General features: G+C 59.0%; 36 protein-coding genes and 1 tRNA gene. 14 read left to right on the top strand and 23 right to left on the bottom strand.

The window, feature by feature from the left end:
• The first annotated feature begins 13 nt into the window (after positions 1 to 13).
• Positions 14 to 1039: a nucleoside hydrolase gene (locus M5G11_RS02275; protein ID WP_273911378.1), complete on the top strand. Its 1026-nt coding sequence runs from the start codon at positions 14 to 16 to the stop codon at positions 1037 to 1039.
• A 6-nt stretch (positions 1040 to 1045) separates the two neighbouring features.
• Here the strand turns inward: M5G11_RS02275 and M5G11_RS02280 are convergent, their stop codons facing one another.
• The gene (locus M5G11_RS02280) at positions 1046 to 1243 is read right to left on the bottom strand and encodes a hypothetical protein (RefSeq protein WP_273911379.1); all 198 of its coding nucleotides are present in this window, start codon (positions 1241 to 1243) and stop codon (positions 1046 to 1048) included.
• 137 nt (positions 1244 to 1380) lie between these two features.
• On the opposite strand from M5G11_RS02280, the gene M5G11_RS02285 reads away from it, so the two are divergent.
• Together M5G11_RS02285 and M5G11_RS02290 are read left to right on the top strand one after the other, a co-directional pair.
• The gene (locus tag M5G11_RS02285; protein WP_273911380.1) at positions 1381 to 1683 is read left to right on the top strand and encodes a hypothetical protein; all 303 of its coding nucleotides are present in this window, start codon (positions 1381 to 1383) and stop codon (positions 1681 to 1683) included.
• A 130-nt stretch (positions 1684 to 1813) separates the two neighbouring features.
• Positions 1814 to 2134: an I78 family peptidase inhibitor gene (locus M5G11_RS02290; protein WP_273911381.1), complete on the top strand. Its 321-nt coding sequence runs from the start codon at positions 1814 to 1816 to the stop codon at positions 2132 to 2134.
• 164 nt (positions 2135 to 2298) lie between these two features.
• Here M5G11_RS02290 and M5G11_RS02295 read toward each other — a convergent pair whose 3' ends face one another.
• A complete protein-coding gene (locus tag M5G11_RS02295) occupies positions 2299 to 2511 on the bottom strand; it encodes a cold-shock protein (protein WP_003179963.1) in 213 nt (70 codons plus the stop codon).
• Between the two features lie 150 nt (positions 2512 to 2661).
• Positions 2662 to 2973 carry a hypothetical protein gene (locus M5G11_RS02300; RefSeq protein WP_273911382.1) on the bottom strand — a complete coding sequence of 104 codons (312 nt, stop codon included), beginning with the start codon at positions 2971 to 2973 and terminating at the stop codon, positions 2662 to 2664.
• Positions 2974 to 3340: 367 nt separating this feature from the next.
• On the opposite strand from M5G11_RS02300, the gene thrS reads away from it, so the two are divergent.
• The 9 genes from thrS (at position 3341) to M5G11_RS02345 (ending at position 10816) form a co-directional block, all read left to right on the top strand.
• Positions 3341 to 5263 carry a threonine--tRNA ligase gene (gene thrS / locus M5G11_RS02305; protein ID WP_273911383.1) on the top strand — a complete coding sequence of 641 codons (1923 nt, stop codon included), beginning with the start codon at positions 3341 to 3343 and terminating at the stop codon, positions 5261 to 5263.
• Entirely contained in the window at positions 5263 to 5814 is a 552-nt protein-coding gene (gene infC / locus M5G11_RS02310; protein ID WP_273911442.1) for a translation initiation factor IF-3, read from the top strand. Before thrS ends, infC begins: the two co-directional genes overlap by 1 nt.
• A gap of 60 nt (positions 5815 to 5874) precedes the next feature.
• Positions 5875 to 6069 carry a 50S ribosomal protein L35 gene (gene rpmI, locus M5G11_RS02315; RefSeq protein ID WP_002553160.1) on the top strand — a complete coding sequence of 65 codons (195 nt, stop codon included), beginning with the start codon at positions 5875 to 5877 and terminating at the stop codon, positions 6067 to 6069.
• A 29-nt stretch (positions 6070 to 6098) separates the two neighbouring features.
• A complete protein-coding gene (rplT, locus tag M5G11_RS02320; RefSeq protein WP_095159233.1) occupies positions 6099 to 6455 on the top strand; it encodes a 50S ribosomal protein L20 in 357 nt (118 codons plus the stop codon).
• Between the two features lie 107 nt (positions 6456 to 6562).
• Entirely contained in the window at positions 6563 to 7579 is a 1017-nt protein-coding gene (gene pheS, locus M5G11_RS02325) for a phenylalanine--tRNA ligase subunit alpha (RefSeq protein WP_273911384.1), read from the top strand.
• 36 nt (positions 7580 to 7615) lie between these two features.
• Positions 7616 to 9991 carry a phenylalanine--tRNA ligase subunit beta gene (pheT, locus tag M5G11_RS02330; RefSeq protein WP_273911385.1) on the top strand — a complete coding sequence of 792 codons (2376 nt, stop codon included), beginning with the start codon at positions 7616 to 7618 and terminating at the stop codon, positions 9989 to 9991.
• 3 nt (positions 9992 to 9994) lie between these two features.
• Positions 9995 to 10297 carry an integration host factor subunit alpha gene (gene ihfA / locus M5G11_RS02335; protein WP_002553164.1) on the top strand — a complete coding sequence of 101 codons (303 nt, stop codon included), beginning with the start codon at positions 9995 to 9997 and terminating at the stop codon, positions 10295 to 10297.
• Positions 10278 to 10634 (top strand): MerR family transcriptional regulator, encoded by a 357-nt coding sequence (locus M5G11_RS02340; RefSeq protein WP_009394050.1) that lies wholly within the window; start codon positions 10278 to 10280, stop codon positions 10632 to 10634. The genes ihfA and M5G11_RS02340 overlap by 20 nt, the downstream gene beginning before the upstream one ends.
• A gap of 105 nt (positions 10635 to 10739) precedes the next feature.
• Positions 10740 to 10816 (top strand) — tRNA-Pro (locus tag M5G11_RS02345).
• Between the two features lie 89 nt (positions 10817 to 10905).
• Here M5G11_RS02345 and M5G11_RS02350 read toward each other — a convergent pair.
• From M5G11_RS02350 to M5G11_RS02395, 10 genes are all read right to left on the bottom strand, one after another.
• On the bottom strand, positions 10906 to 12012 hold the full coding sequence (locus M5G11_RS02350; RefSeq protein ID WP_273911386.1) for a phage integrase Arm DNA-binding domain-containing protein: 1107 nt from the start codon (positions 12010 to 12012) through the stop codon (positions 10906 to 10908).
• Positions 12012 to 12224 carry a hypothetical protein gene (locus tag M5G11_RS02355; protein ID WP_273911387.1) on the bottom strand — a complete coding sequence of 71 codons (213 nt, stop codon included), beginning with the start codon at positions 12222 to 12224 and terminating at the stop codon, positions 12012 to 12014. The genes M5G11_RS02350 and M5G11_RS02355 overlap by 1 nt, the downstream gene beginning before the upstream one ends.
• Before the next feature lie 42 nt (positions 12225 to 12266).
• Positions 12267 to 12761: a hypothetical protein gene (locus M5G11_RS02360; protein WP_273911388.1), complete on the bottom strand. Its 495-nt coding sequence runs from the start codon at positions 12759 to 12761 to the stop codon at positions 12267 to 12269.
• Positions 12762 to 12813: 52 nt separating this feature from the next.
• Positions 12814 to 13062 (bottom strand): hypothetical protein, encoded by a 249-nt coding sequence (locus tag M5G11_RS02365; protein ID WP_273911389.1) that lies wholly within the window; start codon positions 13060 to 13062, stop codon positions 12814 to 12816.
• Positions 13063 to 13123: 61 nt separating this feature from the next.
• On the bottom strand, positions 13124 to 13459 hold the full coding sequence (locus tag M5G11_RS02370) for a hypothetical protein (RefSeq protein WP_273911390.1): 336 nt from the start codon (positions 13457 to 13459) through the stop codon (positions 13124 to 13126).
• On the bottom strand, positions 13456 to 13728 hold the full coding sequence (locus M5G11_RS02375; RefSeq protein WP_273911391.1) for a hypothetical protein: 273 nt from the start codon (positions 13726 to 13728) through the stop codon (positions 13456 to 13458). The genes M5G11_RS02370 and M5G11_RS02375 overlap by 4 nt, the downstream gene beginning before the upstream one ends.
• Positions 13725 to 14312: a hypothetical protein gene (locus tag M5G11_RS02380; RefSeq protein ID WP_273911392.1), complete on the bottom strand. Its 588-nt coding sequence runs from the start codon at positions 14310 to 14312 to the stop codon at positions 13725 to 13727. The genes M5G11_RS02375 and M5G11_RS02380 overlap by 4 nt, the downstream gene beginning before the upstream one ends.
• 63 nt (positions 14313 to 14375) lie before the next feature.
• On the bottom strand, positions 14376 to 14582 hold the full coding sequence (locus tag M5G11_RS02385; protein WP_273911393.1) for a hypothetical protein: 207 nt from the start codon (positions 14580 to 14582) through the stop codon (positions 14376 to 14378).
• Between the two features lie 154 nt (positions 14583 to 14736).
• Entirely contained in the window at positions 14737 to 16680 is a 1944-nt protein-coding gene (locus M5G11_RS02390) for a DNA cytosine methyltransferase (RefSeq protein ID WP_273911394.1), read from the bottom strand.
• Between the two features lie 69 nt (positions 16681 to 16749).
• A complete protein-coding gene (locus M5G11_RS02395) occupies positions 16750 to 17313 on the bottom strand; it encodes a hypothetical protein (protein WP_273911395.1) in 564 nt (187 codons plus the stop codon).
• A 91-nt stretch (positions 17314 to 17404) separates the two neighbouring features.
• Between M5G11_RS02395 and M5G11_RS02400 the strand changes: the two genes are divergently transcribed.
• Positions 17405 to 17974 (top strand): hypothetical protein, encoded by a 570-nt coding sequence (locus M5G11_RS02400; protein ID WP_273911396.1) that lies wholly within the window; start codon positions 17405 to 17407, stop codon positions 17972 to 17974.
• Between the two features lie 72 nt (positions 17975 to 18046).
• On the opposite strand, the gene M5G11_RS02405 is transcribed toward M5G11_RS02400, so the two are convergent.
• The 10 genes from M5G11_RS02405 to M5G11_RS02450 form a co-directional block, all read right to left on the bottom strand.
• Positions 18047 to 18595 (bottom strand): hypothetical protein, encoded by a 549-nt coding sequence (locus M5G11_RS02405; RefSeq protein ID WP_273911397.1) that lies wholly within the window; start codon positions 18593 to 18595, stop codon positions 18047 to 18049.
• Entirely contained in the window at positions 18592 to 18852 is a 261-nt protein-coding gene (locus tag M5G11_RS02410; protein ID WP_273911398.1) for a hypothetical protein, read from the bottom strand. The genes M5G11_RS02405 and M5G11_RS02410 overlap by 4 nt, the downstream gene beginning before the upstream one ends.
• 17 nt (positions 18853 to 18869) lie before the next feature.
• Positions 18870 to 19253, bottom strand: a complete 384-nt coding sequence (locus tag M5G11_RS02415; RefSeq protein ID WP_273911399.1) for a response regulator transcription factor — start codon at positions 19251 to 19253, stop codon at positions 18870 to 18872.
• 187 nt (positions 19254 to 19440) lie between these two features.
• On the bottom strand, positions 19441 to 19626 hold the full coding sequence (gene csrA, locus M5G11_RS02420) for a carbon storage regulator CsrA (RefSeq protein ID WP_273911400.1): 186 nt from the start codon (positions 19624 to 19626) through the stop codon (positions 19441 to 19443).
• 59 nt (positions 19627 to 19685) lie between these two features.
• Positions 19686 to 19907 carry a hypothetical protein gene (locus M5G11_RS02425; RefSeq protein ID WP_273911401.1) on the bottom strand — a complete coding sequence of 74 codons (222 nt, stop codon included), beginning with the start codon at positions 19905 to 19907 and terminating at the stop codon, positions 19686 to 19688.
• Positions 19904 to 20182 carry a TerB family tellurite resistance protein gene (locus M5G11_RS02430; RefSeq protein WP_273911402.1) on the bottom strand — a complete coding sequence of 93 codons (279 nt, stop codon included), beginning with the start codon at positions 20180 to 20182 and terminating at the stop codon, positions 19904 to 19906. Before M5G11_RS02430 ends, M5G11_RS02425 begins: the two co-directional genes overlap by 4 nt.
• Before the next feature lie 685 nt (positions 20183 to 20867).
• On the bottom strand, positions 20868 to 21119 hold the full coding sequence (locus M5G11_RS02435; protein ID WP_273911403.1) for a DUF1654 domain-containing protein: 252 nt from the start codon (positions 21117 to 21119) through the stop codon (positions 20868 to 20870).
• 146 nt (positions 21120 to 21265) lie between these two features.
• The gene (locus M5G11_RS02440; protein WP_273911404.1) at positions 21266 to 21508 is read right to left on the bottom strand and encodes a hypothetical protein; all 243 of its coding nucleotides are present in this window, start codon (positions 21506 to 21508) and stop codon (positions 21266 to 21268) included.
• A gap of 2 nt (positions 21509 to 21510) precedes the next feature.
• Positions 21511 to 22011 (bottom strand): BRCT domain-containing protein, encoded by a 501-nt coding sequence (locus tag M5G11_RS02445; protein ID WP_273911405.1) that lies wholly within the window; start codon positions 22009 to 22011, stop codon positions 21511 to 21513.
• Positions 22012 to 22075: 64 nt separating this feature from the next.
• Positions 22076 to 22726 (bottom strand): helix-turn-helix domain-containing protein, encoded by a 651-nt coding sequence (locus tag M5G11_RS02450; RefSeq protein WP_273911443.1) that lies wholly within the window; start codon positions 22724 to 22726, stop codon positions 22076 to 22078.
• A 90-nt stretch (positions 22727 to 22816) separates the two neighbouring features.
• Here M5G11_RS02450 and M5G11_RS02455 point away from each other — a divergent pair, with 90 nt between their 5' ends.
• Positions 22817 to 23029 carry a transcriptional regulator gene (locus M5G11_RS02455; RefSeq protein WP_273911406.1) on the top strand — a complete coding sequence of 71 codons (213 nt, stop codon included), beginning with the start codon at positions 22817 to 22819 and terminating at the stop codon, positions 23027 to 23029.
• Positions 23030 to 23127 lie beyond the last annotated feature (98 nt).

The raw sequence follows: 23127 nt of genomic DNA on the forward strand, positions 1-23127 counted from the left end.
CAAGGAGTGCCTGATGTCTGTTGTTGCCAAAAAAGCCAAACGTTTGCTACGAGGTGTTTTGTTGATGTCCGCCCTGACTGCTGCTGTTGCCCAGGCTGCGCCGCGTGACCTGATCATCGACACCGACCCGGGTGCGGATGATGTGGTGGCCTTGCTGTTCGCCCTGGCGTCGCCGGAAGAACTGAAGGTTCGCGCGATTACCACGGTCGCCGGCAACGTGCGTCTCGACAAGACCTCGCGCAATGCCCGCCTGGCCCGTGAGTGGGCCGGGCGCGAAGACGTGCCGGTGTACGCCGGTGCGCCGAAGCCGCTGCTGCGCACGCCGATCTACGCAGCGAATATCCATGGGGAGGAGGGCTTGCCGGGCATTCCGGTGCATGAGCCGAAGAAGGGGCTGGCGCAAGGTAATGCGGTGCAGTACCTGATCGATACGCTGAGCAAGGCCGAGCCGCACAGCATCACTATTGCCATGCTTGGCCCGCAGACCAACCTGGCGTTGGCGCTGATCCAGGCGCCGGAGATCGTCAACGGCATCAAGGAAGTGGTGGTGATGGGCGGCGCGCACTTCAATGGCGGCAATATCACGCCGGTGGCCGAGTTCAACCTGTTCGCCGACCCGCAGGCGGCAGAAGTGGTGCTCAAGAGCGGTGTGAAACTGACCTACCTGCCGCTGGATGTGACGCACAAAGTGCTGACCAGCGAGGCGCGCCTCAAGCAGATCGCCGCGTTGAACAACAATGCCGGCAAGCTGGTGGTCGATATCCTCAATGCCTATGTCAAAGCCGACATGGAGCACTACGGTTTGCCGGGTGGGCCGGTGCATGACGCCAGCGTGATCGCCTACCTGCTCAAGCCGGAACTGTTCAGCGGCCGCCAGGTAAATATGGTGGTCGACAGCCGCGAAGGGCCGACCTTCGGGCAGACGGTGGCAGATTGGTACAACACGCTGGAGCAGCCGGCCAATGTCACGTGGATCGACAGCGGCGATGCCCAGGGCTTCTTCGATTTGCTCAGCAGCCGCCTGGCGCGCTTGAAGTAAGGCGTTTCAAGCGGGCGTCGAATGCTCGTGGCTAAAACGCTCAAAGACCTGGTCGATGAAGCTGCGTGCAGCGTCGCTGCCCAGGTCCTTGACCAGCAGGTCGACGGCGATGAGGATCAGTTCTTCCGGGGTGCCGGGGCTGTAGGCGCTCTGGCCTTCGGGCCATTTGACCTTGATATCGGCATCGATGTGATGGGTTGTCATGGGAGTTCTCGAGTCGGAAATGCGCGTGCGCCGCTAGCTGCAAGTTAACCATGCCGGCCCGCAAAGGGCACTGCTACTTAGGCATAAGCGCGGGGTCGTGGCAAACTAACGGTGTTTTGAACTGCCAGGATGCCGACGTGCGCATTGATCTGAACGACCCCCAGCAACTCACCCTCGACAATGTTCGCCTGCTGTTGGCCAGTGCCAGTGGTGGTGTGCACAACCAACTGCGCGTCAATCGGGCCGGAGAGGCATGGTTGTCCCAGGTGGTCGGCGGGCGGGAAATCGACGGCTTGCTGTTTCGTCTGGAAACCTGGGCGGCGGGTTCCGGCTGCGTGGGTGAAGTGGCGGCCGCGGATGAGCGCTGGGTGCTTCAGGTGTTCAATGTGCTGAAGAACAATTGGCCCACGCCAGCCAGTGATTACATCGACATGTACTGAGTTGTGCAAAATCCGGTCACGATTGCGGGTTCCCCTTCGAATGGGGGCTCAGGCAGACTGGGTCGTTTTGCAACGAATTGCGTTAGAGGCTGTCGCATAAGGCAGCATTCCAGTCTTTGAAGGAGGATTCATGTTCCGCACGCGTGCATCATTGGTAAGCCTGTTGGCTGTCGCTGTTCTGGCGGGTTGCAGTACGGGCGGCGGTAGTGCCTCGAAGGCGCCGGAGGCTGCGGCGAGCAGTTCGGATGGTCGTTGTGATGCGGCCGGTGCGGCCTTTGCGGTTGGCAAGCCGGCATCGCCAGCAGTGCTTGAGCAGGCGCGCAAGGCGAGCGGGGCGCAAATCGCCCGTGTGCTCAAGCCGCACGACGTGATGACCCTGGAGTACCGCTCGGAACGCTTGAACCTGAATGCGGATGACAAAGGTGTGGTAACCCGTGTGAACTGCGGTTAACGCTTCTCTGTGGGAGTCGGCCTTGCCGGCGATTGGGTCAGCCTGTGATTAGGGGTGGGCCATCGCTGGCAAGGCCAGCTCCCACAGGAATCACAGGTACAGGGCCCGGCAAGCGCCCACAAAAAAACCCGTCACATGGACGGGTTTTTTTATTCGACTAGAGCTTACTCTGGACGAACTTGTGCAGCCTGCATGCCCTTCTGGCCTTTCTCGGCAACGAAGGAAACAGTCTGGCCTTCTTTCAGACTCTTGAAGCCGTCGGATTCGATGGCCTTGAAGTGTACGAACAGGTCGTCGCCGCCACCTTGTGGAGTGATGAAGCCGAAGCCTTTTTCATCGTTGAACCATTTGACGGTGCCGGTTTGGCGATTGGACATGGGTGTATCTCCAGGAAACATGATTTTTTCGGTAGTGCGGTGTCGCCGAGGCCAACAAGGTGCACTCGGACATCATAGTCTAATTCTGCGCCCTGGGTAGGTTTTACCTTGGCTGAATGCTGATCTGGGGCAAATTAGATGCATTTCTGGCTATTTTTTAGGCGCACAGGCTGCTGTAACTGCTTGTTGTGCCTTCATAATCAGCTCATCTGAAGGCTTTGGGCCATCAAGTTGCTGAATCTGCTCAGTGGTAAAGTTTTTCTCAAGCGCATCGGCGCCGCACTTGCAGTGGGTATTGGCTATCGATGAGGTGACACCTTTTTGCTGGCTGGCAGCCGCAATGCACTTGTCCATATAGGCACCTTTGGCGGCACTGCCGCCTGGCCATGCGCCTGCGTTGGCAGTTAAAGGCAGCAGCAGGGCGCTGGTGGCAGCCAGGGCCAGAAGAGACTGAAGTCGCATAACCACACACTCCTTGGGTTTGACGGTCCTCATCAAGAGTAGGACGCTTCAGAAACTCTGAGAGGGAAAATTCCCTGTGAGTTCATTTCCTCGGGCGATTTCCAACTATTTATAGCTGCCATGCGTCTGCGCGGCCGTTTGTCCGAATGCTTTGTGCTAGCATGCTGCGCTCTGGGTGTAGACGTGCTTGTTGCCGCTACGCCTTTGTTTTTTCTATCCAGTCACTCTGGTTCGTTCCCTGGCAGGCCCTTGGGCTTCTGCCACTGTGAGGCAGGCTTTCCGTCGGAAAGACAGGGGCGAATCTTGTACTGGCTCATCCCAACCCACGTGACCTTTGGTAGGGGTCACCACTAGGAGAGGAGGCGCCATGCCCGTAATTACTCTTCCCGATGGCAGTCAACGTACCTTTGACAAGGCCGTATCCGTAGCTGAAGTCGCCGCATCCATTGGTGCCGGCCTGGCCAAGGCCACCGTTGCCGGTAAAGTCGACGGCAAGCTCGTTGATGCCAGCGACCTGATTGACCACGACGCCAGCCTGCAAATCATCACGCCTAAAGATGAAGCGGGGCTGGAGATCATCCGTCACTCCTGCGCTCACCTGGTCGGTCACGCCGTCAAGCAACTGTACCCAACCGCCAAAATGGTGATCGGGCCGGTCATTGACGAAGGCTTCTATTACGACATCGCCTACGAGCGTCCTTTCACGCCGGACGACATGGCTGCCATCGAGCAGCGCATGCACCAGCTGATCGAGACCGAGTACGACGTCATCAAGAAGGTCACCCCGCGCGCCGAGGTGATCGAAGTGTTCAAGGCCCGTGGCGAAGACTACAAGCTGCGCCTGGTCGAAGACATGCCGGATGAACAGGCCATGGGCCTGTACTACCACGAAGAATACGTCGACATGTGCCGTGGCCCGCACGTGCCGAACACGCGCTTCCTCAAGTCGTTCAAGCTGACCAAGCTGTCCGGTGCCTACTGGCGCGGCGACGCTAAAAACGAGCAGCTGCAACGTGTGTACGGTACTGCCTGGGCTGACAAGAAGCAGCTGGCGGCCTACATCCAGCGCATCGAAGAAGCGGAAAAACGCGACCATCGCAAGATCGGCAAGCGCCTGGGCCTGTTCCACCTCCAGGAAGAAGCGCCGGGCATGGTGTTCTGGCACCCGAACGGCTGGACCCTGTACCAGGTGCTCGAGCAGTACATGCGTCAGATCCAGCGTGAAAACGGCTACCTCGAGATCAAGACCCCGCAAGTGGTCGACCGTTCTCTGTGGGAAAAGTCCGGCCACTGGGCCAACTACGCCGACAACATGTTCACCACCCAGTCGGAAAACCGCGACTACGCCATCAAGCCGATGAACTGCCCGTGCCACGTGCAGGTGTTCAATCAGGGCCTGAAGAGCTACCGCGAGCTGCCGCTGCGTCTGGCCGAGTTCGGTGCTTGCCACCGCAACGAGCCGTCGGGTGCACTGCACGGCATCATGCGGGTACGTGGCTTCACCCAGGACGACGCGCACATCTTCTGTACTGAAGAGCAGATGCAGTCCGAGTCGGCCGCGTTCATCAAGCTGACCATGGCCGTTTACGCCGACTTCGGCTTCAAGGACATCGAGCTGAAACTCTCGACCCGTCCAGAGAAGCGCGTAGGTTCCGACGAGCTGTGGGATCGCGCTGAAGCCGCACTGGCTGCCGCCCTGGACAACGCCGGTCTGCCTTACGACCTGCAGCCGGGTGAGGGCGCCTTCTATGGTCCGAAGATCGAGTTCTCGCTGAAGGATTGCCTCGGCCGCGTCTGGCAGTGTGGTACCCTGCAGCTCGACTTCAACCTGCCGGTCCGTCTGGGCGCCGAATACGTGTCCGAAGACAACGGCCGCAAACAGCCGGTCATGCTGCACCGCGCGATCCTCGGTTCGTTCGAGCGTTTCGTCGGAATTCTGATCGAGCACTATGAAGGTGCATTCCCGGCTTGGCTCGCGCCAACCCAGGCGGTGATCATGAATATCACCGACAAACAGGCTGATTTTGCTCAACAAGTCGAAAAAACTCTGGCCGAAAGCGGGTTCCGTGCCAAGTCCGACTTGAGAAATGAGAAAATTGGCTTTAAGATCCGCGAGCATACCTTGCTCAAGGTTCCTTATCTCTTGGTTATCGGGGATCGGGAAGTCGAAACGCAAACTGTCGCTGTGCGTACCCGTGAAGGTGCAGACCTGGGCTCCATGCCCGTCGCCCAATTCGCGGACTTGCTCGCGCAAGCGGTTTCCCGGCGTGGTCGCCAAGATTCGGAGTAATTACTATTAAGCGTGAAATGAGAAACGATAAACGTGCTGTACCGAAGGCCCCGATCAACGAGAATATCTCGGCACGCGAGGTTCGGTTAATTGGCGCTGACGGCGAGCAGTTGGGCATCGTCTCGATTGAAGAAGCGCTTCGTATCGCTGAAGAAGCGAAGCTGGATCTGGTAGAAATTTCTGCTGATGCCGTACCTCCTGTCTGCAAGGTCATGGACTACGGCAAAAGCCTGTTCGAAAAGAAGAAGCAACAGGCTGCAGCCAAGAAAAACCAGAAGATCATCCAGATCAAAGAAATCAAGTTTCGTCCAGGGACGGAGGAAGGGGATTACCAGGTAAAACTACGCAACCTGGTACGTTTCCTAAGTGATGGGGACAAGACCAAAATCTCTCTGAGATTCCGTGGTCGTGAGATGGCCCACCAGGAGCTGGGCATGGAACTGTTGAAGCGGATCGAAGCTGATCTCGTCGAATACGGGACCGTTGAACAGCATCCTAAGATGGAAGGACGCCAGCTTTTGATGGTCATCGCCCCCAAGAAAAAGAAATAACCACCAGGGCACGGCAGGCCTTGCGGTTATGTTTATCAACTGAATGCGGAGTATCCGAACATGCCAAAAATGAAAACCAAAAGCGGTGCAGCCAAGCGTTTCTTGAAAACGGCTAACGGCATCAAGCACAAACACGCTTTCAAGAGCCACATCCTGACCAAAATGTCGACCAAGCGTAAGCGTCAACTTCGTGGTAGCAGCCTGCTGCACCCGTCGGACGTTGCAAAAGTCGAGCGCATGCTGCGCCTTCGTTAATTTTTGGTTATAGATAGAGGAAGTTACTCATGGCTCGTGTAAAGCGTGGCGTCATCGCTCGTAAGCGTCACAAGAAAATTCTGAAACTGGCTAAAGGTTACTACGGCGCTCGCTCGCGCGTGTTCCGTGTTGCCAAGCAAGCGGTCATCAAGGCAGGCCAATACGCCTACCGCGACCGTCGCCAGAAAAAACGTCAGTTCCGCGCTCTGTGGATCGCTCGTATCAACGCTGGTGCACGCATCAACGGCTTGTCGTACAGCCGCCTGATCGCTGGCCTGAAAAAAGCGTCGATCGAAATCGACCGCAAAGTTCTGGCTGATCTGGCAGTGAACGAAAAAGCGGCGTTTGCTGCGATTGTCGAAAAGGCTAAAGCCGTTCTGGCTTAAGTACCCACGACAATCATTCGCCGCTGGTAACGGCGGCGAATGCTAAACGTCATCAATAGGGGAAGAGCCTGCAAGCTCTTCCCCTATTTCGTATCTGGAGTCTGTACATGGAAAACCTGGATGCGCTGGTCTCCCAAGCCCTGGAGGCCGTGGAACGCGCTGAAGACATCAATGCCCTGGAACAGATCCGGGTTCAATACCTTGGCAAGAAAGGCGAACTGACTCAGGTGATGAAAACCCTGGGCAACCTGCCTGCCGAGGAGCGGCCGAAAGTCGGCGCGCTGATCAACGACGCCAAAGAACGCGTCACCGACGTGCTCAACGCACGCAAGGCAGCCTTTGAAGAGGCCGAGCTCAGCGCTCGCCTGGCCGCCGAATGCATCGACGTTACCCTGCCGGGCCGTGGCCAGACCTCCGGTGGTCTGCACCCGATTACCCGTACCCTGGAACGCATCGAGCAGTTCTTCACGCACATTGGCTACGGTATCGCCGAAGGCCCGGAAGTCGAAGACGACTACCACAACTTTGAAGCGCTCAACATTCCTGGCCACCACCCGGCCCGGGCAATGCATGACACCTTCTACTTCAATGCCAACATGCTGCTGCGTACCCACACCTCGCCGGTGCAGGTGCGGACCATGGAGTCGACCCAGCCGCCAATCCGCATTGTTTGCCCAGGTCGCGTGTACCGTTGCGACTCGGACTTGACCCACTCGCCGATGTTTCACCAGGTCGAAGGCCTGCTGATCGATCGCGACATCAATTTTGCCGACCTCAAAGGCACCATCGAAGAGTTCCTGCGGGTGTTCTTCGAGAAAGAGCTGGCGGTCCGTTTCCGCCCGTCGTTCTTCCCCTTCACCGAGCCTTCGGCTGAAGTCGATATCCAGTGCGTAATCTGCAGTGGCAACGGTTGCCGCGTCTGCAAGCAGACCGGTTGGCTGGAAGTCATGGGTTGCGGCATGGTTCACCCGAACGTGCTGCGCATGTCCGGTATCGACCCCGAAGAGTTCCAGGGCTTTGCCTTCGGCATGGGTGCCGAGCGTATGGCCATGCTGCGTTACGGCGTCAACGATTTGCGCCTGTTCTTCGACAACGACTTGCGGTTCCTTGCGCAATTTCGCTAGGTCGCGCACCCGTAACGAATCTTTCAGGAGAGCAGGATGAAATTCAGTGAAAAGTGGCTGCGCGGTTGGGTCAACCCGCAGGTATCCCGTGACGAGCTGGTAGCCCGTCTGTCGATGGCCGGTCTTGAGGTCGACAGCGTAACGCCGGCCGCCGGTCAATTCAGCGGCATCATCGTCGGCGAAGTGCTGAGCACCGAGCAGCACCCGGATGCCGACAAGCTGCGCGTGTGCCAGGTCAGCAGTGGCAGCGAGACTTTCCAGGTAGTGTGTGGCGCGCCCAACGTGCGCCCTGGCCTGAAAATCCCGTTCGCCATGATTGGCGCCGAGCTGCCGGGCGACTTCAAGATCAAGAAGGCCAAGCTGCGCGGTGTCGAGTCCAACGGCATGCTGTGCTCGGCAGCTGAACTGCAGATCAGCGAAGAAAACGACGGCCTGCTGGAACTGGCGGCTGACGCCCCGGTTGGCCAGGACATCCGTGTCTACCTGGACCTGGACGACGCCAGCATCGAGATCGGCCTGACCCCGAACCGTGGCGACTGCCTGTCGGTAGCGGGCTTGGCCCGTGACGTCGGTGCCTTGTACGCCGCGCCGGTCACCCGTGTGACGGTGCCGGCGGTTGCGCCTGCCCATGACGAAACCCGTCCGGTGGAAGTGCTGGCCCCTGCGGCTTGCCCGCGTTACCTGGGCCGGGTTATCCGCAATGTCGACCTGTCGCGCCCAACCCCGCTGTGGATGGTCGAGCGCCTGCGTCGTTCCGACGTGCGCAGCATCGACGCCGCTGTCGACATCACCAACTACGTGATGCTCGAGCTGGGCCAGCCGATGCACGCCTTCGATCTCGCCGAGATCAACGGTGGCATTCGCGTGCGCATGGCTGAAGACGGCGAGAAGCTGGTGCTGCTGGACGGCCAGGAAGTGACCCTGCGTTCCGACACTTTGGTCATTGCTGACCACAGCCGCGCCCTGGCGATTGCCGGCGTGATGGGTGGCGAGCACAGCGGCGTTGCTGCTGGCACCCGTGACCTGTTCCTGGAAAGTGCCTTCTTCGAGCCGATTTCGGTTGCTGGCAAGGCCCGTTCCTACGGCCTGCACACCGACGCCTCGCACCGCTACGAGCGTGGTGTGGACTCGCAACTGGCCCGCGAAGCCATGGAGCGCGCCACTGGTCTGCTGCTGGAAATCGTCGGCGGCGAAGCTGGCCCGATCGTTGATGTCACCAGCGCAGCCGACCTGCCGAATGTGGCCCCGGTGACCCTGCGTGCCGAGCGCGTGACCCAGATGCTGGGCATGGAAATGGCCAGCGCCGAAGTCGAGCAACTGCTCAACGGCCTGGGCCTGAAAACCACCGCTGGTGAAGGGCAGTGGCAGGTCGAAGTACCTAGCCATCGCTTCGATATCAGCCTGGAAGTCGACCTGATCGAAGAGCTGGCCCGCCTGTACGGTTACAACCGCCTGCCGGTCCGTTACCCGCAAGCGCGCCTGGCGCCTCAAGCCAAGGCTGAAGCCCGTGGCGACCTGCCAGCACTGCGTCGCCTGCTGGTGGCCCGTGGTTTCCAGGAAGCGATCACCTACAGCTTCATCGAGCCGAAACTGTTCGAGCTGTTCACCCCGGGTGTTGAACCGCTGCTGTTGGCCAATCCGATCTCCAGCGACATGGCGGCCATGCGTGCCTCCCTGTGGCCGGGCCTGGTCAAGGCGCTGCAGCACAACCTCAACCGCCAGCAAGACCGCGTACGCATGTTCGAAAGCGGCCTGCGTTTCGTTGGCCAACTGGGCAACCTGAAGCAAGAGCCGATGTTGGCCGGTGTAGTGTGCGGCAGCCGTCTGCCGGAAGGCTGGGCGAACAGCCGTGACAGCATCGACTTCTTCGATGTGAAGGCCGATGTCGAGGCGGTACTGGGCTTCTCCGGTTCGCTGACCGACTTCACCTTCGTTGCGGGCAAGCACCCGGCGCTGCATCCGGGGCAAACCGCGCGCATCGAGCGTGATGGTCGCGAAGTGGGCTATGTGGGTGCATTGCATCCGGAGCTGGCCAAGACCCTGGGCCTGGACCGTACCGTGTACGTGTTCGAGCTGGTATTGGCGGATGTGGTGGAAGGGCGCTTGCCGAAATTCCATGAACTGTCCAAGTTCCCGGAAGTGCGTCGTGACCTGGCGTTGATCGCCGGAGGTGATGTAGCTTCTAGCTCGGTAATGGCAGTAATCCGTGAAAATGCAGGCGAGTGGCTGACAGACCTCAGGCTGTTTGATGTGTATGAGGGTAAAGGCATTGATCCTGATAGAAAAAGCCTTGCCGTTGGCTTGACCTGGCAGCATCCATCGCGCACTCTTAATGATGAAGAGGTGAATGCGACGATGCAAAACATTCTCACCTCGCTCGAACAAAGGTTGAACACCACGTTAAGGAAATAGCGTATGGGTGCTCTGACGAAAGCTGAGATGGCAGAACGGCTGTACGAGGAGCTGGGTCTGAACAAGCGTGAGGCCAAGGAATTGGTCGAACTGTTTTTTGAAGAAATCAGGCACGCGTTGGAAGACAACGAGCAGGTGAAATTGTCCGGTTTCGGCAATTTCGACCTGCGGGACAAGCGTCAGCGTCCGGGTCGCAACCCGAAAACGGGTGAAGAGATCCCGATCACGGCGCGTCGAGTCGTCACCTTTCGTCCAGGGCAGAAGTTGAAGGCCCGAGTTGAGGCTTATGCTGGAACCAAGTCATAACGACGAGCTTCCGCCGATCCCAGGCAAGCGCTACTTCACCATTGGTGAAGTGAGTGAGCTTTGTGCGGTCAAGCCACATGTGCTGCGTTATTGGGAGCAGGAGTTCCCGCAGCTCAACCCGGTTAAACGCCGCGGCAATCGCCGGTATTATCAGCGCCAGGATGTGCTGATGATCCGGCAGATCCGCGCGTTGCTTTACGATCAGGGTTTCACCATTGGCGGTGCACGCTTGCGCTTGTCCAGTGATGAGGCCAAGGATGACACTACCCAGTACAAGCAACTGATTCGGCAGATGATTGTCGAGTTGGAAGATGTATTGGTGGTGCTGAAGAAGTAGTTAAGCTGGAAGGATTCACTGGAAAATAATACTTCCATAATTCAAAAGCTTAAGGTACATTCTTCAACGTTCTCAGCAACATTGAGAGCATGCTTCAAGCCCAGTCGGGGCGTAGCGCAGCCCGGTAGCGCACTTGCATGGGGTGCAAGGGGTCGAGTGTTCGAATCACTCCGTCCCGACCAATATTCCTGAGTAAAATCAGACGCTTAAGCCGATCAGCTAGATCGGCTTTTTTGTGCCTGCGCAAAACATGCGCAAAACTGGCGCAAAACTATCTGGCGATTTCTCCGATGTCGAGGTCCGCTTCAACCACGGACCACACCACATCTGCATGACCCTTCTGGTAGTTTCTGGTCATCCCTTCGGTGGTGTGGCCAGCGATCTTCTGGCCGTCTTTCCCTGCCCGCTTGTACAGGTGCAGGGACAGGGCGCGCACCTCATGAAACCCCGGCATCTCCTCCTCTTTGAGGTCGCTGTAGCAGCCGGCGGTATCCCTCGCATCCTTGAAGGCCCGAGTGAGAAACCTCTCGTCGACCTTCGTCCAGTGATCTTTCCCTTCGCGCTTCTTCTTCCGCTCGGGCCGGCGGTGTACCAGGTATGGCGACAGCAAGTCGTCTCTGCACCTGGCCAGCACGTCGCTCAACTGCTCGGTTATTTTAATCTTTAGCCAGCCAGCGTCGGATGCCTTTTCGGTCTTGTTTTGGATTACGTATAGGTAGCCCTCGCGAGCATCTTCGAACTTCATATCGAGAATGTCGCCACGCCGTTGTGCAGTGATCAACGCCAAATCGATAGCGTTTTGCAGCCATCGTGGTGACTTCTCGCGAATCGCCCTCAAGCCTTCGACCGTATGGCGCTTGCGCTGCTTCTTCTCAATCCTCGGTATGGTGCTGGCGGCCGGATTGTCGGGGCAAAGGCCCTTCGCCGCCGCGTGATTGAGCACATCGATAAGGATCGCTCGCGCCTGATTGCTGGCGCGGGCTGTCAGCGGTTCCAGAAATTCTGCGACCATCCGTATCGTAATTTCGTCGATTGGCCTCTGGCCCAGCCCGGCACGTATCTGTTTGAACCGGACGGCGTACAGCTCCAGGGTGGCCTTGGCCAGCTCGCGCGGCGGCAGCACATGCCGCTCGTACGTGTCCAGGAATTCGGCCAGGGTCACTTTCTTCTCGCCCAGAACGGCGGCAACCAAGTCGCCGCCACGCAGGAAGGTAGTGTTCAGCTGGCTCGCTGCGTCGATGGCGTTGCCGCGATCGGTGCCGAACTGGAACCATTTGCCATCTGTGGGCCGCCGGTAGCGGTACGTGCCACGGCGCGCGTCGAAGTAGAGGTTTTGGGGGAGGCCCTTGTTGGCCTTGTTCCTTGGGCGAGGAACCATCACGCGACTCCTTTCAGCACCATGTCGACCAGGTTGTTGCCGGTAGTACGCTGGTAAGCGGCCCAGTCAACGTACCAGATATTCCCGACGCGCTCGCCGGGTAGCTTGCGATTGCGCAGGTAGTTGCGTATCGCCTGGGAGCACAGCGGCGTTCCGTTCTCGCCCCATTTGCGGCGCTGAAACTCGCTGATCTTGATCAGTTCTTTCTTCATTGTAGGCTCCACGCCGCGCATGGCGGCAGAGGTGGGGAGGGCTTAGGCGCTGACCTTGGCGAGCGCAGCATCAGCGACTTTCATCGCGGCTTGAGCATCTGTGACATAGGCGGGATCAAAGCCACCGCAAAGGTGGATGGTTGCCTGGCAGGCACGCAGGTTCTCCCGGGTGAGCTTCAGCGCTGCGGTCAACTCTTCCGCCAGCGCTCTCTCTTCCCGACCGATATCCCAGAAGCGCTGCCTCCAGTGGCCGGAAGGCGGTTGGTTTTGGTTCTGCACACCGAAGGCCATCGCACCTACGACCGAGTCGAGCAAGTCACGCTTGTAGGCGTTGTCGCCGTCGATGCTTAGGCCTCCACGGCGAAGGGTGCTGATCACTTCATCGAGGACAATGCCTTGATCCTTTAGAACGATGTCCTTTCCGGGCTCGCCAGGCGTGTAGATGACCAGGGCGAGCTTCGCCTCGGGCCACAGGTTGTTGCTGATCTTCACCAGGGCATCGTTGGCGACTTCGTGGAATCGTGATGTTGCGGACATAGCTCATCCTCGCCCACCTACCGGCAGGCTTGAGTTGTTGTAGGGGGAGGGGTTACTTGATGCTGCTTTGCTGAGCCGCGAACTGCTCTTTCGTGCTGGAGCAGGCACGACCTTGGCAGCCGTGTTCATGGCAGTCGGTTCGGTTGCAGATGGAGCGGTAGCCGGTTCCGCCGCAGGCACTGCAGTTGCTGCCGGTGTGTGCGTGGCATGGATAGATCTCGCCCCAGCGCCCCCATTTCTGGGCGCGCAGCGGGAGCATCCCGGTACCGGCGTCCGGCACTGCATCGTTGCATGTGCTCATGGCCTCGGCCCCTTCCAGATCAACCAGGCCATGTAGAGCGGGGCAGCGATGGGTAGAAGGATCATGGCATTGCCTCTCCAAGCTGAGCCGCGACGCTGACGATGGCAGTGCGCGCAGCCTTCCTCCGATCCCCCTGCGCGTAATCGCAGCTCACCCAGATCATGGTGTCGTCAGCCAATACGGCTTCATCCTCGCCTGATCCTTGCACGCTGATCGGTATTCCCAGATCGATGGCCAGCTTGAATGCGTCGCCGTCGTTGATGTTGGGATTCCAGTGTGCCCGGGTTCCGGACCTGCCCTTGATACGCAGCGGCCACTTCGGATCGCTGCAGGTGCACGGCTCTACTTCAATCCCGGCAGCCTTGGCAGCCAACAGCAGTTCTTCGAGTTCAGTCACAGCTGATACCTCTCATCAATCCAGCGCCCAGGCGCCAGTGCGGGTGTAGGTTCGGGTTGTGTTTCGTGCGGGGAGAGCTGGCGCTCGTTGCCGGCCTGGTGCTTGTAGCGGCCCTTGAGCTGGCTGTCGGGAATGCAGCTGAGGCCCGTAGCGGTGTACCAACAGGTGGCAGCGCGCTCGTCGTCGTGGAAGGTATTGACGCCCCACGGAAGAGGCGACGCGCTGGCGCCGGTGGCCAGCAGCAAGAGGCAGAGGGCGAGGCGGGTCATGCTGCCTCCTCGCGTTCGTGCTTGATCATGTCGAGGAACGACTGGGACAGCTCGACGGCCTCATTGCCGGGAGACCAGGACAGAGGCGGGCTCTTGCGGATCATCTCGTTGAGCAGTTCGAATGCCGCGAGGATCTGCTCGTCGTGCAGTTCGCCGTCCTCTGGCAGGTCGTCACAGAAGTGGTCGTTGGGATCGATCTGTCCGGGGTAGTTCGGCGTGCAGAAGACCAGCTTCAGGTCGCCCAAGTCGATCTCATAATCGACAAGATAGTCACACAGGTCCTCTTCATCGAAGAAGTACCGGTCCCCATCGTAGTCAGTGATCGGCTCGCCAGCCCATACGCGCTTCGGCATGGCTTCGAACTTGGTCGCGCGACTTTCTGAATGGCAGGTCTCGCACCGTCCACTGGTAGCGCGGATCGGGTGCTCCGGGTTCTTCTCGCAATGTCGATGTGTCGAGCCGCAGTAGCGGGCCATGTGCTCATCATTGCCCCAGAACCGGCCAGAAGGATCGACCCAGCCCGTCACGGTCTGGAAGCTGGCGGCTTCGGGGGATTCGTACATCACGACTTTTTCTTCGTGCACGGGGATTCCTTGGCCGCCATATCGCGGCAGTGAATAGAGGGGAGAGGGGTTAAAGTTGGGAGGTCAGGCTTTGCGGTCGAGGGCGGCGTCGATTCGGTTCAGGCATGAAGCGCTCATGGGCTCCATGCGAGTTGCATGGCAAGCGGCCTCGCGCAGTAGCGCATCCCTCTCGGCCAGCTGGGCGTGCAGATCGTCGCGCTCTCGTTCAAGGCGCGCGACACTGGCGTAGGCCATACGCTCCCGCTCGTTCAGTTTTCGGTGCAGGCTCATGCTCGATTCTCCGTTTGATACCTTGCCTGTCGCTTCTTCGAGCAGGCCTTGTGGTTGCCGTGGGCGCGATGCTGCCCGCACTCGTCGCATACGTTGGATAAAGTGAACTGCGGCATGCCGACTCGGGGCTGGGAGTAGGAGCGGGGGATGGGCTTCATGCGGCCTCCGATTGGCGTTGCGTGATTCTCCATGGGTCATTGGCCCTGGCCAGCGCAGCCATCGGCGGAGGGCTTACGCTGTTGCCGCACATGTGTACCTGCTGGGTCTTGGTAAACGGCTTGCCGTCGGCGCCCTGGTCGATGATGTAGCTGGCCGGGAAGCCTTGGGCGCGGTAAAGCTCGTGCGGCTGCAGCATCCGGAGGCATATGTCGACGATCACGTACGGGGTGCCTTTCACGAATACGGTCACCAGGGCGAGTCGATCCTTGGTGGTGATCGTGGGCGCTGGGGCATCGCAAGCGCTGACGTTCTCTGTGCCGTAGTAGCTGACCAGGAACGCCGCAACTCGCAAAGCGCCGGCCTCGTGCTCTGGCGACAGCTTGTACTCGATCAGCGCGTGGTGCTCGGCGGCGGCGGTCATCGTCGGCACCGGCTCATCGACACCTCTGCCCACGCAGTTTTTACGCAGCGTGGCCAGATTTGCAGTCACCAGGCGCTGCTGACTGCCGGTGTTGGTGACCGTGGTGAGCGGCTCATCTGCGCCCTTGGCTGGTGTCGTATTGAAACCGCCGTTTGCCTGCTCAATGAATGCCGTGCAAACGCCCATGGCATGCGCCGCTCCGGCTGGGCGCTTGTAGTTGCCGCCACTGGTGATGGTTGGTACCGGATCTGTTATGGCAGAGCCCTCGCTGTTGAACCGGAACTTCACCAGGTGCGCTGATGCGAGTGCGCGATGACTACGGGTCATCAGGGTACCCATGGGTTGGTCGGCTGTTACTGGGTGGCCCGCATAAATCGGCCCGCCAGCACCAACCATAATCGGGCTCGCTATCATCAGCTCCCCGCGGTTAGCGCAGGTAATGGTCGGCACCGGATCCGCTGGGTCGTTGACGCGATCGCTGCCCTGATGGGTCGCGGGGGCGATGATTGGGCTGGCCATGGCGAATGACCCGCCGCGAGGCCAGGACGTTACGGTGCGCAGCGGCTCCTGCGCTGACTGGGCCAGCTCGCCAGACCAGTTTGCAATCGGGACGATGAATGGTTGCGGGTTGTCCAACACGAACTTCTTCATGCCTTTGGCTACCCTGCGCAGCGTGGCGCCGGCCAAGTCCTTCTTGCGCCCGAAGATGCTCTTGCTCGGCACGGTCCAATCTATGCAGTCAGCGGCGGTGCGCCACTTCTGCTGTCCCTTCGCAGGGTGCTTGGCGTGTGTTGGCTCGGGCCAAACAATCTGCTGACCGTCGCAGCGGGCGATCATGAAAAGGCGCTCGCGGCTGGTCGGTGCGCCGAAGTCGCAGGCTTTGATCACGCGCCATTCGACCTGATAGCCCATGCCTTCCAGCAGCTGCACGAACCGGCGCCAGGTGGTGCCGCGACGTTTCGGGTCAGGCACGAGGAACTGCTGGTGCACCGGTACGCGCTCGCCGACTGCGGCCACTGTGCCGTCCAGCTTCATCACCCGGCCGGTGGCCTTGTCGCGTTTGGCTATCAGCGGGCCCCACTGCAAAATCTGCTTCACATTCTCCAGGCTGATCACTCGGGGCTTCTTCTTGCCGCCCCACTTGAGGCCGATCCACGACAGGTTGCGGATCTCGCGCTTGCGCGGCTGGCCGCCGGCGGCCTGGCTGTGGTGCGTGCAATCGGGGCTCATGTGGAACCAGCCAACTGGACGGCCCTGGCACTCTTCGTCCGGGTCGCCATCGAACACGTCTGTGGTGAAGTGCCGCGCCGCAGGATGGTTGGCGGTGTGCATGCTTATGGCTGCCGGGCTGTGGTTCTTGGCGACCGTCACCGGCCGGCCCAGGCCCATCTCCAAGCCGGTACCGGCGCCGCCTCCACCGCAGAAGAAGTCCACCACGATCTCATCGTCTTGAGGGTCGAAGCCGAGGCCGTACTGGGTTTTGAAGTCGAGAGCGTTCTTTTTCTGAAATGCAGACATGGGCGGTCCTCGCCAGTGCGGCGTGATCGTTATCGTTGAATAGGGGAAGGCGCTGGCGGGCAGCGCGGGTCAGGCGGCTTTGCGTTGCTGAAGTATTTGCTGGCGCGCAGCTTCAAGCTCGCTTGCCATGATCTCCGTGGCGCCTTCGACCTGGTCGCCGTCATCGCTGAGCTTGAATCCGAGATGCAGGTACACGGTGCCCTCCAGCTCGAAGAACACCCCCCCACTGAGCCAGATCGCTCCCCAGTCCAGGCCGATAGCCTTCCAGGTGTCATCTGCGCTGATTCGTGCCGGGCAGTGCTCGAGCCAAAGAGCCTTGAGTTGTTCGTGCTCAGCCTTGATAGCAGGCCTTGCCTCCTTGGGGGTGCCCTTGGGGATTTTCGCGGCGGTGCGAAGCGATCTGTAGCCATGATCATCCGGCCGGCACCAGTGCACATCTAGGTCCCGGCTGGCGCTGATCTTCACGCCGCCGACGTACTTGTCGTTTCCGCTGTACATCGGGGAGCCTGGCCCGCCGAAGATCTTGGTCATCGCCTCGCGCTGGCCGTGGAATGCCTTGAGCTTTTCGTCCCACGCGCGAACTGCTTCGAGCACGGCCGGGGAAGTGGTCTTGTAGTGGTAGCTGGTGCTCATGGCTTTCTCCAGGCATGCGCCGCCCTCCGTGGCCGGATGCGGACGCGATAAGACGGTTCTGATAAATTGCTCCATCAAGATAGGAGGGAGCATGGACGACACACTGGTTATCCCACTCGTGGGCGCGATAGCTGTGGCGCTAATAGGCGGCGGAATATCTCTCGCTCTTGCGATCCTGACCAAGGACCAAAAAACATCAGAGTTCCGTCAGGCTTGGATTGATGCGCTTAGGGATGATGTTTCAAAACTTGTTGCCCATATGTCTGTTGTTAAGACGATATCCACTATCGTTAAAGAGATGCGAGAGGATGAAAAGCAAAAATTCATTTTGTCGAAACAAGAGCACTTTCTTGAAACCGTTGTGGTAGTTACTCGAATTAGGCTTCGACTGAATCGAGAGAAGGATAAGAAGCTCATCGACTTAGTAGCTAGAACCGATGGGCTTGGCAAGGACCCAGACGCATACGTCCGTAGAGTAGAAGATATTGTTGTGGAGGCTCAGTCTGTTTTAAAAACTGAGTGGAAGCGCGTCAAAAGAGGAGAGTGGTCCTTTAGACTGCTCAAGTATTTTTCTCTACTGGTGCTGTTGTGTGGAGTGTGGTTAAGCTACATCGCTTGGAATGACGGTTTGTCAGGATTGAAGTTTCTAACTGGCCAGTAGTACTCAGCCCGCTGGGCGGCAGATTGATGTGCTGCTGGCGCCGGCCGTGCCGAACGCGCGCGGTGATGCGTTTCATAGCTTTCGCTTCGCCTTCTTCTCGGCGGTCGTTGGGAAAGTGAGGTTGAATTCCCGCAGGATTCGGGACAGCTGTTTGTAGGAAATTCCCAGCAGCTCGACGGCATCTTTCCTCTTCAGGCCCGCGTCGCGGTAGGAAACGAGCTTCTCGGCCTTTCTCCGATCCTCAATGGGGTCACTGAGCTTTCTGCCAAGGTTGCCCTTTCCCCGCCGGGGGTCAGGCTGGAATTTGAAACCTCCGTCAGCGGCATAACGCACCAGAACGCCCTGGCATATTCCGGTGTGAGCCATTGCCTGGGCATAGGTCATCGTTTTGGCCAGCTCGCGAATCTCTGCAATCCGCTTAAGGCGCGCCGCCGTCTTCTTGTTGACTGGCTTACGGGTCGCATCGCCGGGCTGACTAGGTTCGCGGCGGGCGGGCAGCGGCACATTCCCGGCCCCAGGCAGCACCTCGATGGTTCCGCCATGAACGATGAAGCCATCAACGCACGAGCTCAGCCAGTCGCGGGCGATCTGGCGCTGATCCGGAATGTTTTGGCCAATCACTGCAGGCCTCTCTTGCTGGCGGCGCCGGCCTCCATCGCCAAGGCGAAACGCAGAGCGGCCTGATAGCTGAATGCGAAGCCCAGCACCGAGTCGGTGGCCATGTCGACCACATCCCAAGCCGGTCCTTTGCTGACCACCTGGTAGCGCGGCGCACCGACCTTTGCACGGGTCGCAGCCCGCAACGTGCGGCTGTACTCGAGCAGTGCCGCGAGCACAGCCAGCTTTTCCTGAAACGCAGGATGCATGATGGTTTGCATGGGTGATCCTCGGTGGGTCAGGCGTGAAGTTCGAAGGCCTCAGCCCTGCGAACGATTCGAACTTGGGCGGTGCGCCGCTCGGGCGCTCGGCGATCGCGCCTGATGGGGTCGCCGTCGTTAACTGCTGAGTGCATGGCCATGATCCCGACCAGCAGGATGCATAGCGGGCTGATGATCTGGCGCTTCATGGCCTCGGCGACCAAGGCGGCGCGGCGATGAACGCCGAGCTTGAACATGGCTGCCTCAAGGCGCTTCTTCACGGTGCCGGGTGCGATGTTGATCAGCTGGGCAATCTCTTTCCCAGTCATGCCCTGGGCTGTTGCCAGGACGCATTCCAGTTCGCGTGGAGCAAGGCCACAACCGAGGTGGCCCTTCCATGTGCCGCTTATGATCGTTTCCATAATGTGTCCTCGGTGGGCTGCATTGGGGTGTGATCGTGAAGGCTGGGCAATCGACCGCGTACGCGCGTCGAGGTGGCCACCCCGCTGTTTGCTTGCAGCTCATCCGATCACACTCCGATGCAGCCTGGTGATGGGGAACCAGGTGATCGGGCAGTTAACGTCAGGGCTGACGTGGCGCTGGTTGTTCTTAGGCTGCGTCAGCCGCCTGCTTTTCATCCTGAATCCGTTGATAAATCTCTGCGCGATGCACGACGACCTGTTCCGGCGCGGCAACTCCCAGTCTGATCTGTCGGCCGGATACGCTCAGCACGGTCACGCTGATGTCGTCATTGATGCGGATGGTTTCGCCGGGGCGGCGGGTGAGTATCAACATTTGCCTTCTCCTTGGTTGTCATCCCGCTGCCCACTCTGTGAATGGGCAGAAGTGATGCTCTATTGTTCGGTGCGTAGCTCGCGCTGCGGTGTCCAGCCGGTTGGCATCTTCACCATGCAACCAACGCCGAGCGCGTAGCGGGTAGTTCGATCTGTCTGGTAGCCGTACCAGGCGCAGGACCCACGACTGATCAGGCTTGAAGCGATCATCAGGAAAGCCAAAAAGGCGAGCATGATCAGCAGAACACCTTGCAATGGGTTGGCCCGCAGGTAAGCCTTCACAGATAGTCCTTCAGCCGGACATTTAGCTTCGCGGCGGCGCGTTCCAGCACCTCGATTTCCGCTGGCTCGATCTCGCCATCCGATTCGGCGATGGTCAGCATGAAATTGATCACCGTCTCGGCGTCGCCCGGGGTGTGGGCCAGGTCGCCCAGCTCGCGCTCGGCGTTCATGCGGATGATGCGCGGGCCGCCTTCGTTGAAGTCAGCCTTGGCCTTGTCGATCAGATTGCCGAGTTCGGCGCCGAAGCCCTGCAGCTTGGGTTCGTTGCGCAGCAACGATGGCCTGGAGCAGGTCGCGGTTTTCCAGTTTGCCCAGTGCAGCGCGAGCCTCGCGGCCTTTACCGAACAGCTTTTTCAATCCAAGCATGGTGAATCCTCGTCGTGGGGTGGTTGATGCAGGGGGCCGCCTTCGCGGTGTGTTCTCGTCCGCATCCCAAAGCACCCGGTAGGCCAGGTGCTTCAGTGATGCTTTCTGTAATGCTCCCGGCCTCGCTACTGGCGACAGACCGGGGATGCTGCATCGGCGGTGATTCGTCATTACGGGCGGGCTACCGGGAGTCCGGCCAATGCGCGGTGACATCGACGCCACAACTTGCCGCTGCCTGTTAGGGGGATGGGCGAAGCCTTCAGGCTTGCTGCGCCTCGCTGGTGAAGCGGTGCCTACTTCATGGCCAGGGTTCTCCTCTGTCCGTGGTTGATGGTTTGCCACCAAGATCCGAGGTCGATACGGCTTCGCTCAGGGAGGCTCCTGCCTATGAGCGTGCTAGCTACCTTTCCCACTTGGTGGTGTGTTGCGCCTGGTTGTGTAAAGAGCGGTGGCGGCTTTCGCTGCCTGGCCGGTGTGATCCGGCGACGAAGCGAAATATAGGGCAGCCTTTATTATGAGTCAACAGGAATACCTTTATTTTTATCAGGCGCACAAAAAAGCCCGCACAAGGCGGGCAAAGAGGGATCGCTGAAATCAGTCTTCTTTGGGCACAACCCACGACACCAGGACACCGCCATCGTCACGGTGAGCCAGGGTCACGTTGTCGGCCTCATCTATATCCATCAGGAGCTGGTCCCAGTCTTCAGGCAGCTCGTCCGAGGCCTTATAGATAACGGCGCGCTTGGCGGTTTGCGCTGCGGTTGCGTTAATAGTCCGCTGAATCCGCATGGCTAGAAGCTCGTACGACGTGGGTTCGGGTTTTTCCTGGGGCTTGGCTTTGGCCATGAGCACTACTCCTTAGCTGTTTATCCATACAGTATTTTACCGTTAGATAAATGGCAATACTGGATAGAGCACATTTGTACTCTTTTGGCGGGCAGACAAGAAAAAGCCCGCTTACTGCGGGTCTATTTGAGTCTTGCGGGGGGGGGCTACTTGTCAGTCCGAGCGCGCACGATCCTCGAGCTTTTCACTTCGTCCGCATAGCCCACCAGCTTGTCTTCGGCATCTTGGAGCGCCAGCGCGATCTTCATCAGGTCATTGGCGCCTTCTTCATCTCCAGCCGCAAGTAGGCGCTTGGCAATGACGAATAGATCCACGCCAGACCATTTGAGGAGGGCGGCCGCATCCTTCAGGTCGCGGCGTAGCTCTTGGTTCGGTTTGGTCAGAGACATGCTTAAGGTAGCTCGCCTGTTTGGACTAGATGCAAAAACTGGTCAGAGTCGATGATAAACGCACCTGCCTCTTGTGCCTTTGACACTTTTGTCGGGCCCGCGTTGTCGCCGTAGCAGAGAAACGTCAGAGACTTGCTTGGCGTCTTGATGACATTCATCCCAAATCCCTCGGCGAGCTGTTCCAGCTCGACTCTGTAAGCCGCAGAGAAACCAGTGAAGAGAATTTTGTTTTGTCCGTCAAAGGCTGTCTTTTGGGGGTTGGACAGGGCTGCGGCAGCTGCTATTTCTGACGGCCTTGGCTTTGGCGCTGGGGGTGCTGCGCCGTTCAGCAATAACTCTTCGCCCAGCGAGAACTCAACAATCCGGTCCTTGCGGAATGTTTTGGGGAATGTATCCCCTTGCGCCCTGCCTTGAATGTAGCTGGTGTTCTCTGTCCATTGAATGAGCTCGCGCTCAGTGATGTCGCCCTTTGCATCTCGATAGCTGAATCTAATGACAGTCATTTTCACCACTCCATAGTGAGGACGCTAGGCCCTAATTACTTGGCCTGCCGGACTACTGCATTACTCAAAAGCGGCCAAGCACCTTGCTTGGGGCCAGGATGTTCCCGACGTAGTGGATTTTGTCGATGTCTGCCCAAGCGATCACTCGGCGCTCGCCGTATGCCGAGTTCACCGACGCAAGATTCACGCCTTCCTCGTTCTCGAAAAGCAGTTCTTTGACCATGCTCTGGCCGTCAGTGGTCGTGACCATGACGTATTCGCCCGGCACAAGGCGGTGATTCGGTTCACAAACGGCGATCCAGCCACTACGAATCGCGGGAGCCATTGAGTCACCCTTCAGACGTAGCGCGTAGGCGTCTTCGTCCCGCGACCAGGTATCAACCCACCCCTCAGCAACATCAAGGCCAACCCAATAGCCATCGTTTCCTAGCTGGGCGGTGCCCACGATTTCGATCCTTCGAGTTGGGGAGATGATTGGCGGGCCTTGCTCGACGTTCGACTCATCGACGCCCTGCATATCGCCAGTGCCCTCGGAAAGCCAAACAGGGTCAACACCACAAATAGTGGCGAGCTTAACGAGGTGCCCACTCGTTCGAGTTAGACCTCGCTCGATTTCAGATACCGATGCCTGTTTGATTCCTGCGCGCTCAGCCAGCTCGACCTGCGTCAGCTGTGCATGTTTTCGTGCCTGTTTTAAGCGGTCTTTGAGTTCCATGCGACCGAAGATAAAGGCCAGCCTTTGATCTTGCAAAAAGGTGTTCCTTTCCTCTAGCATACAGGCATCCCTTTATTTAGGCAGAGCTCCATGAAGAGCCCCATCGAAAAATTGATTGAACATTTTGGCTCCCAGCAAGCAACTGCGGCGGCCCTTGGAGTCAAGCAGGGCACTGTTAGCGGCTGGGTTCGCGGCGTCCACGGCATGAGCGCAGAAGTCGCGCTTCAGGCAGAGATCGTAACTAAGGGGGCGGTAAGGGCGCTTGAACTACGACCATCCATTCCAAGAGGCGCCGCGCAATAGCCGCGATGACGTGAATTATCCATCCACTGGCACACCGCCAGTAGTCGCTCCACGGATCTGTTGATCCATCCAGTACCCAAATCGCAGGCACAAAAAAG

This window comes from Pseudomonas fontis (genome assembly GCF_028656955.1).
GTDB lineage: Bacteria > Pseudomonadota > Gammaproteobacteria > Pseudomonadales > Pseudomonadaceae > Aquipseudomonas > Aquipseudomonas fontis.

Excerpts from the sequence above, each read along its gene's own strand:
- M5G11_RS02295 (WP_003179963.1), bottom strand. The coding sequence starts at position 2,511 with ATGTCCAATCGCCAAACCGGCACCGTCAAATGGTTCAACGATGAAAAA.
- rpmI (WP_002553160.1), top strand. The coding sequence starts at position 5,875 with ATGCCAAAAATGAAAACCAAAAGCGGTGCAGCCAAGCGTTTCTTGAAA.
- pheS (WP_273911384.1), top strand. The coding sequence starts at position 6,563 with ATGGAAAACCTGGATGCGCTGGTCTCCCAAGCCCTGGAGGCCGTGGAA.
- M5G11_RS02300 (WP_273911382.1), bottom strand. The coding sequence starts at position 2,973 with ATGCGACTTCAGTCTCTTCTGGCCCTGGCTGCCACCAGCGCCCTGCTG.
- M5G11_RS02410 (WP_273911398.1), bottom strand. The coding sequence starts at position 18,852 with ATGCAAACCATCATGCATCCTGCGTTTCAGGAAAAGCTGGCTGTGCTC.
- M5G11_RS02390 (WP_273911394.1), bottom strand. The coding sequence starts at position 16,680 with ATGTCTGCATTTCAGAAAAAGAACGCTCTCGACTTCAAAACCCAGTAC.
- csrA (WP_273911400.1), bottom strand. The coding sequence starts at position 19,626 with ATGTTGATACTCACCCGCCGCCCCGGCGAAACCATCCGCATCAATGAC.
- M5G11_RS02290 (WP_273911381.1), top strand. The coding sequence starts at position 1,814 with ATGTTCCGCACGCGTGCATCATTGGTAAGCCTGTTGGCTGTCGCTGTT.
- M5G11_RS02400 (WP_273911396.1), top strand. The coding sequence starts at position 17,405 with ATGGACGACACACTGGTTATCCCACTCGTGGGCGCGATAGCTGTGGCG.
- M5G11_RS02355 (WP_273911387.1), bottom strand. The coding sequence starts at position 12,224 with ATGAAGAAAGAACTGATCAAGATCAGCGAGTTTCAGCGCCGCAAATGG.
- M5G11_RS02385 (WP_273911393.1), bottom strand. The coding sequence starts at position 14,582 with ATGAGCCTGCACCGAAAACTGAACGAGCGGGAGCGTATGGCCTACGCC.
- M5G11_RS02415 (WP_273911399.1), bottom strand. The coding sequence starts at position 19,253 with ATGGAAACGATCATAAGCGGCACATGGAAGGGCCACCTCGGTTGTGGC.
- M5G11_RS02440 (WP_273911404.1), bottom strand. The coding sequence starts at position 21,508 with ATGTCTCTGACCAAACCGAACCAAGAGCTACGCCGCGACCTGAAGGAT.
- ihfA (WP_002553164.1), top strand. The coding sequence starts at position 9,995 with ATGGGTGCTCTGACGAAAGCTGAGATGGCAGAACGGCTGTACGAGGAG.
- M5G11_RS02360 (WP_273911388.1), bottom strand. The coding sequence starts at position 12,761 with ATGTCCGCAACATCACGATTCCACGAAGTCGCCAACGATGCCCTGGTG.
- M5G11_RS02395 (WP_273911395.1), bottom strand. The coding sequence starts at position 17,313 with ATGAGCACCAGCTACCACTACAAGACCACTTCCCCGGCCGTGCTCGAA.
- M5G11_RS02375 (WP_273911391.1), bottom strand. The coding sequence starts at position 13,728 with ATGACCCGCCTCGCCCTCTGCCTCTTGCTGCTGGCCACCGGCGCCAGC.
- M5G11_RS02435 (WP_273911403.1), bottom strand. The coding sequence starts at position 21,119 with ATGGCCAAAGCCAAGCCCCAGGAAAAACCCGAACCCACGTCGTACGAG.
- M5G11_RS02280 (WP_273911379.1), bottom strand. The coding sequence starts at position 1,243 with ATGACAACCCATCACATCGATGCCGATATCAAGGTCAAATGGCCCGAA.
- M5G11_RS02445 (WP_273911405.1), bottom strand. The coding sequence starts at position 22,011 with ATGACTGTCATTAGATTCAGCTATCGAGATGCAAAGGGCGACATCACT.
- M5G11_RS02350 (WP_273911386.1), bottom strand. The coding sequence starts at position 12,012 with ATGGTTCCTCGCCCAAGGAACAAGGCCAACAAGGGCCTCCCCCAAAAC.
- pheT (WP_273911385.1), top strand. The coding sequence starts at position 7,616 with ATGAAATTCAGTGAAAAGTGGCTGCGCGGTTGGGTCAACCCGCAGGTA.
- M5G11_RS02365 (WP_273911389.1), bottom strand. The coding sequence starts at position 13,062 with ATGAGCACATGCAACGATGCAGTGCCGGACGCCGGTACCGGGATGCTC.
- rplT (WP_095159233.1), top strand. The coding sequence starts at position 6,099 with ATGGCTCGTGTAAAGCGTGGCGTCATCGCTCGTAAGCGTCACAAGAAA.
- thrS (WP_273911383.1), top strand. The coding sequence starts at position 3,341 with ATGCCCGTAATTACTCTTCCCGATGGCAGTCAACGTACCTTTGACAAG.
- M5G11_RS02450 (WP_273911443.1), bottom strand. The coding sequence starts at position 22,726 with ATGGAACTCAAAGACCGCTTAAAACAGGCACGAAAACATGCACAGCTG.
- M5G11_RS02340 (WP_009394050.1), top strand. The coding sequence starts at position 10,278 with ATGCTGGAACCAAGTCATAACGACGAGCTTCCGCCGATCCCAGGCAAG.
- M5G11_RS02275 (WP_273911378.1), top strand. The coding sequence starts at position 14 with ATGTCTGTTGTTGCCAAAAAAGCCAAACGTTTGCTACGAGGTGTTTTG.
- M5G11_RS02455 (WP_273911406.1), top strand. The coding sequence starts at position 22,817 with ATGAAGAGCCCCATCGAAAAATTGATTGAACATTTTGGCTCCCAGCAA.